General features: G+C 57.0%; 6 protein-coding genes. 5 read left to right on the top strand and 1 reads right to left on the bottom strand.

The genetic code is table 11. The annotated features are described in order from the left end of the window. The 5 genes from rpiA to ACW81B_RS06240 form a co-directional block, all read left to right on the top strand. On the top strand, positions 1 to 457 hold a 457-nt coding region (gene rpiA / locus ACW81B_RS06260), incomplete at its 5' end, for a ribose-5-phosphate isomerase RpiA (RefSeq protein ID WP_491579358.1). Between the two features lie 36 nt (positions 458 to 493). Then, positions 494 to 1,534, top strand: a complete 1,041-nt coding sequence (locus tag ACW81B_RS06255; RefSeq protein ID WP_491579357.1) for a T6SS phospholipase effector Tle1-like catalytic domain-containing protein — start codon at positions 494 to 496, stop codon at positions 1,532 to 1,534. Between the two features lie 118 nt (positions 1,535 to 1,652). After that, positions 1,653 to 1,982: a type II toxin-antitoxin system RelE/ParE family toxin gene (locus ACW81B_RS06250; RefSeq protein WP_491579356.1), complete on the top strand. Its 330-nt coding sequence runs from the start codon at positions 1,653 to 1,655 to the stop codon at positions 1,980 to 1,982. 2 nt (positions 1,983 to 1,984) lie between these two features. Next, the gene (locus tag ACW81B_RS06245; RefSeq protein WP_491579355.1) at positions 1,985 to 2,296 is read left to right on the top strand and encodes a helix-turn-helix domain-containing transcriptional regulator; all 312 of its coding nucleotides are present in this window, start codon (positions 1,985 to 1,987) and stop codon (positions 2,294 to 2,296) included. Next, complete coding sequence (locus tag ACW81B_RS06240) at positions 2,293 to 2,634, top strand: hypothetical protein (protein WP_491579354.1); 342 nt, start codon at positions 2,293 to 2,295, stop codon at positions 2,632 to 2,634. Before ACW81B_RS06245 ends, ACW81B_RS06240 begins: the two co-directional genes overlap by 4 nt. 68 nt (positions 2,635 to 2,702) lie before the next feature. On the opposite strand, the gene ACW81B_RS06235 is transcribed toward ACW81B_RS06240, so the two are convergent. Then, positions 2,703 to 6,356 (bottom strand): FAD-binding and (Fe-S)-binding domain-containing protein (locus tag ACW81B_RS06235; RefSeq protein ID WP_491579353.1); only part of this gene is annotated, 3,654 nt, incomplete at its 5' end.

The raw sequence follows: 6,356 nt of genomic DNA, 5'->3' as shown, positions 1-6,356 counted from the left end.
GGACCTGAACGAGGTCGGTGAACTGTCGGTGTATGTCGATGGCGCCGACGAAACCAACGAACAACTGCACCTGATCAAGGGCGGTGGCGGCGCACTGACACGCGAAAAGATCGTCGCCGGCGCCAGCCGCAAGTTTGTGTGTATCTGCGATGAAAGCAAACTGGTAAAAATGCTTGGCGCCTTCCCGCTGCCTGTCGAAGTCATTCCCATGGCACAGAGTTTCGTGGCGCGCGAACTGGTCAGGCACGGCGGCATGCCGGAACTGCGCACGGGCTTTACCACAGACAACGGCAATATCATTCTGGACGTCAAGGGTCTGGAAATCATGGAACCCTGCAAACTGGAAACCGAACTGAACAATATCCCGGGCATTGTCACGGTAGGCATTTTCGCCAACCGGCCCGCTGATGTGCTGTTGCTCGGTACGGCCAACGGCGTGGAGACACGTACCGTCTGACACCAAACCATATGCCACAGGCAAGGGAGGCTGGTGATGAAAAAACGTATCGTCATTTGTGCGGATGGAACATGGAACCGTCCGGAAAAGGATCTCGACAAAGACTTTCCCTCCAACGTCCTGAAGCTGGCGCGCGCCATCAAACCGATCGGTGGCGACAAGGTGCCGCAGCAGGTGTTTTATGACTGGGGCATCGGCTCCTACTATGGAAAGATCAGCGGCGGCGTTACCGGCAAGGGCATTAACAAGAACATCATGGACGATTACCGTTATATCGTTCAGAACTATGCGCCGGGTGACGAACTGTTTTTCTTTGGTTTCAGCCGCGGCGCCTACACCGTGCGCGCGCTGTGCGGCATGATCAACAACATCGGCATTCTCAAACGCCCCGATGCCAGGCTCATTGAACAGGCTTTCAGTCACTACAAAAAGTCCGGCAGGGCCTGGCACCCGGACGGCGAGAAATCTGTCGCGTTCCGCAAAACACATTCACACCCGAAGCGTGAAATTGCCTTTGTCGGTGTATGGGACACGGTTGGCGCACTCGGTATCCCGTTCTCTTTCCTTGGCCTGCTCGATCGCAAGGACGAGTTCTACGATAACAAGATGGGGCCCATCATCAAGGTGGCACGCCATGCCATGGCCATTGATGAACTGCGCAGTGATTTCGAGCCCACAACCTGGGAACCGCGTCCGGGTGTTGACCTGAAGCAGGTCTGGTTTGCCGGCGTACACAGCGACATTGGCGGCAGCTACGCGCCGGACAAGGACGGCGGACTGGCCGCCGACTATGCGCTGGACTGGCTGATGCGCGAGGCCAAAAAAGTCAGCTTGAGCTTCGAGCCTCACCTGGGCAAGAGCCTGCACCCGAAGCCGGACGCCACACTGCATAACTCACGCAAGTTCATCTACCGCTCCAAACAACCCTACTACCGGCCAATCGATCACGGCAAGGGAGAAATCCTCATGCACAGGTCCGTGAAAGAACGCTGGGAACTGGACGGGAAATACCGGCCGAAAAATCTGAAAGATTATTTCGAGACCAATAACGGCGCCTGGCCAAAGCTGGTGTACTGAATCGGCAGTAGGGTATGGAGCGCCAGACCTGTCTCAATCTGACAATCGCATCCTGAAAGACAATCAGGCCACTGAAATTACCTCTTGTTATTAAGTAACGCTTAAGTTACCTTTAGGTATGGTCGAAGTAAGGGAATACATCGACACTCAGGGTAAATGCCCTGTTGAAAAATGGTTCAGGCGCCTGAATGCGCAGGCAGCCGCGCGGGTTACTGTTGCCCTGTCGAAACTTGAACAGGGCAAGCCTGGCGACCACAAAAGCGTCGGAGCTGGTGTACAGGAATTGCGCATCGATTTTGGGCCGGGCTACCGAATATATTTTGGCAAAGACGGAAAAAAGATCGTAATCCTGCTGGGCGGCGGCACCAAGAAGCGGCAGCAGGATGATATACAAACCGCCAGGGAACGCTGGAAAGACTATAAACGACGCAGGAAACACGAGAAGTAACGATGGTATTAACACGCAATTTCAAGGAAACCATTCTGGATCGGGTAAATGAAGATCCCGAGTTCAGACGGGCGCTTTTACGTGAATCCGTTCAGTCCATGCTGGACGGCGACATGGATACCGGAAAAGCCATTATGCGTGACTATATAAACGCCACCATCGGTTTTGAAAAACTTGGCCAGAAAACGCATAAGCAACCAAAAAGTCTGATGCGCATGTTCAGCCCGAAGGGAAATCCCCAGGCAAGGAATCTTTTTGAAATTATTGCCTACCTGAAAAAGCAGGAAGGTATAGGATTGAAAATCTGCAAATGATCCAGCTAGAGAGAGCCCACCTGGACTGGGGAAGCGAGAACTTCAACGGCACACTGAAATCTGAAATCGAGCAGCTGGATGCTGCGCAATTGCCGCTTCAGGCTGGCCTGTTGCAGAGCAGTTATGTGAGTGATGAGCCGTTTCGTGTCATGGTCATCAGCGCTATGGAAGCGGAGAATCATATTCAGGTACGGTTAGGCATTTTCTATGCGGGCGTTATCGCTGGTTGCAACTGTGCGGATGATCCCACGCCGGTCGACACGCAAACTGAATATTGTGAGGCGGTATTTGATATCGACAAGGAGAGTGGTGAGACGACTGTTGTACTCTGCGCCTGATGAACTCAACCCTGTAGGAGCGGGCTTGCCTGCGAACCCACATTGGCCGTTCGCGGGCAAGCCCGCTCCTACAGCAACACGCGCTCGATACCGCCGTCGCGCGCACGCTCGACGAAGCGTTTCTGCCAACCCTTGCCCAGCTGGCGGTCGGCCAGTTCGCTGACGATGTAGCGGGTTTCCAGGCCGGTGTCTTCGGCGTAGCGCGACAGGCCCTGCTGACAGGCCGGGCAGGACGTCAGCAGTTTTACCGAGCCATCGCTGACCCGGTCCTTGCCGGTCAGTTCGCGTAAATCTTTCTGCAGTTCTTCCTGCTTGCGGAAACGCAGCTGGGTGGAAATGTCCGGGCGCGATACGGCCAGCGTCCCGGCTTCACCGCAGCAACGGTCGGCCAGTTTCACATCTACCCCAAGCAGCTGGCCGGCAACCTTGAGTGAGTTGTGCGTCTTCATCGGTGTGTGACAAGGCTCGTGATAGAGGTACTGCTGCCCTTCCACGCCTTCCAGCGACACACCTTTTTCCATCAGGTACTCGTGGATATCGAGCAGGCGACAGCCGGGGAATATCTTGTCGAACTGGTATTGCTGCAACTGGTCCATGCAGGTGCCACAAGAGAGAATGACCGTTTTGATATCCATGTAGTTGAGCGTATTGGCCAGGCGGTGAAACAACACACGGTTGTCCGTGGTGATCTGTTTGCCCTTGTCCAGGTCGCCGGTTGATGTCTGCGGATAGCCACAGCATAAATAACCCGGCGGCAATACCGTCTGCGCTCCACTTTCATACAGCATGGCCAGAGTTGCCAGGCCGACTTCGCTGAACAGGCGCTCTGAACCGCAACCGGGGAAATAGAACACGGCATCCGAGGCATCGCTGACCTTCGCCGGGTCACGCAGAATCGGCACCACGCCACGGTCTTCAATACCCAGCATGGCGCGTGTGGTCTGGGTCGGGAGACCGCCCGGCATCGGTTTTTTCATAAAGTGCACGACCTGTTCGACCACCTTCGGCTTGCCGGTGGTCGAGGGCGGCAAGGCAGGTTTGCTGCGTCCGCTCATGGTATGCAGGACACGTCGCGCCAGCCGCTGCCCCTTGTACCCCCATTCAATCATGCCTTTCCGCATCATTTTGATGGTCGTCGGGTCGGTCACATTCAGGAATGCCATGGCAGCCCAACTGGTGGGACTAAAGCGTTTCTTGCCCTGCTGGCGCAGGATACTGCGCATACGCACGGAGACATCGCCAAAGTCGATATCCACCGGGCAGGGCGCCAGACACTTGTGGCAGATGGTGCAATGGTCTGCCACATCGTTCATTTCGTCGAAGTGACGGATGGAAATGCCCCGCCGGGTCTGTTCCTCGTACAGGAAAGCTTCGATGACCACGCCGGTCGCAAGTATTTTATTGCGCGGCGAGTACAACAGGTTGGCGCGCGGCACATGGGTAGTACATACCGGTTTGCACTTGCCGCAGCGCAGGCAGTTGCTGATATCGTCATTCAACGCACCGAGTTCGCTGGCTTCCAGCAACAAGGCTTCCTGCTGCACCAGGCGCAGTGACGGTGTGTAGGCATTTTCCAGACCTGAGCCCTTTAACAGCTTGCCACGGTTGAACACGCCACGCGGATCGACTTCCTGCTTGTAGGCCGAGAACGCATCCAGCACCTCGTCATCGAGGTACTGGATCTTGGTCAGACCAATACCGTGTTCGCCGGATATGACGCCGCCCAGTGCGCGGGCCAGTTCCATGACGCGATCCACGATGCGCTCGGCTTCGTGCAACATGACGTAGTCATTGGAATTGACCGGGATGTTGGTGTGCACATTACCGTCACCGGCGTGCATGTGTGTGGCCACGAACAGGCGCCCGGAACGCACCTCCGCATGAATGGCGTCGAGCCGCTCGCGCACCGGTTCAAACTCGCGGCCGCTGAAGATGTTCTTGAGCGGCCGCTCGATGGTCTGCCGGTAGGAAATGCGCAGGTCACGGCGCAGCAACAGGTCGATCAGGCGGTCATCCGGGCGAATCGCATTTTCATCCACACCCTCCCACAGGTCGCTGCAATCCGCTGCCGGCAGGTCACGCTTTTCCAGAACCGCCTTCCAGCGCGCGCTGACCGTATCGAGATGCTCACAGGCGACACGCTGCTTGTCGGCGAGAATGGCGCGGTTTTCCTCGCTGTCCTCGTAGTCTTCGTGTTGCTTCAGTTCCGACAGGGTTCCGCCCAGGTAATGGCGTACCATATCGATCATCGCCAGCTTGTTGCGGATCGAGTATTCGATATTGATGCACTCGATGCCTTCGTTGTACTCGGACAACTTGTCGAGTGGAATCACCACGTCTTCATTGATTTTGAAGGCATTGGTGTGGGCGGCAATGGCTGCGGTGCGCGCACGGTCCAGCCAGAACTGGCGACGCGCTTCCGGACTGGTGGCGATAAAACCTTCACCACCGCGCTGGTTGGCGAGTCGCACCACGGCTGACGCAGCTTCTGCCACGACAGCCTCATCGTCGCCAGCGATATCCATCACCAGCACCATCTTCGGCAGTTCACGGCGTGGCGCCTTGGTACTGTATTTCACGGCGCGCACGTAGCGTTCGTCGAGGTGCTCCAGGCCGGACAACACCACACCGTCCAGTGCATCGAGGTAGTCCCTGGTTTCAACAATAGCCGGCACGGCGCGCGCCAGGTCTGAACCGAAGAACTCCAGGCACACCGTGCGAATCTGCTCAGGCATGCGGTGAACCACAAACACCGCCGAGGTAATCAGCCCGTCGCAACCTTCTTTCTGGATACCGGGCAGACCGCCGAGAAACTTGTCGGTGACATCCTTGCCAAGACCTTCCTTGCGCAAGGACTTGCCGGGCATTTCCAGCTGTTGCGGTTCACCCTTGCGCGTTACACCATCAGCTTCATAGCGATGAACCCGGAAACACACGGTTTCCTGTTCATGGATCTTGCCGAGATTGTGATTGAGGCGCTCCACTTCCAGCCAGTCGCCGTCCGGCGTAACCATGCGCCACGACACCAGGTTGTCGAGCGTGGTCCCCCACAGCACGGCTTTCTTGCCACCGGCATTCATGGACACGTTGCCGCCGATGGTGGAAGCATCCTGCGAGGTGGGATCGACGGCAAACACATAGCCCGCCGCTTCGGCACGCTCCGACACCCGGCGCGTCACCACACCGGCTTCGGCCCGGACCGTCGGCACCGGATCACTGACGCCATCCAGCGTGCGCATCTCCAGTTCACCGAGCGCTTCGAGTTTCTCGGTATTAATGACGGCAGCATCACCATGCAACGGTACCGCGCCACCCGTGTAGCCGGTGCCACCACCGCGCGGGATAATCGTCAGACCCAGATCAATACAGGCACGCACCACTTCGAGGACTTCCTGCTCGCTGTCCGGGCAGATCACCACGAATGGCAACTCAACACGCCAGTCGGTTGCATCTGTTGCATGAGAAACGCGCGCCAGTCCGCCAAAATCGATATTGTCGGCACGCGTAACCCGCATCAACCGCTTGCGTATACGCGCACGCAGATCACGCGTCTTCGGGAACCAGGCGGTAAAAGCATTAACCGCATCACGCGCCCGCTCCACCAACCGCAACGCCTCGGCATTGCCGTTGGCACGGCTGACAATCTGGTCCAGGCGGTGATTCAGGGCATGAATCAGCTGCTCGAAACGTTTTCGGTTTTCCAGCAGGTCATCCTGGATGTA

It is taken from the genome of Thiogranum sp. (genome assembly GCF_058323355.1).
This window is presented reverse-complemented; position numbering and strand designations above follow the sequence as displayed.

What these genes read in the sequence shown, in the direction of transcription:
- ACW81B_RS06250 (WP_491579356.1), top strand. Translation starts at nt 1,653, where the DNA reads ATGGTCGAAGTAAGGGAATACATCGACACTCAGGGTAAATGCCCTGTT.
- ACW81B_RS06240 (WP_491579354.1), top strand. Translation starts at nt 2,293, where the DNA reads ATGATCCAGCTAGAGAGAGCCCACCTGGACTGGGGAAGCGAGAACTTC.
- ACW81B_RS06255 (WP_491579357.1), top strand. Translation starts at nt 494, where the DNA reads ATGAAAAAACGTATCGTCATTTGTGCGGATGGAACATGGAACCGTCCG.
- ACW81B_RS06245 (WP_491579355.1), top strand. Translation starts at nt 1,985, where the DNA reads ATGGTATTAACACGCAATTTCAAGGAAACCATTCTGGATCGGGTAAAT.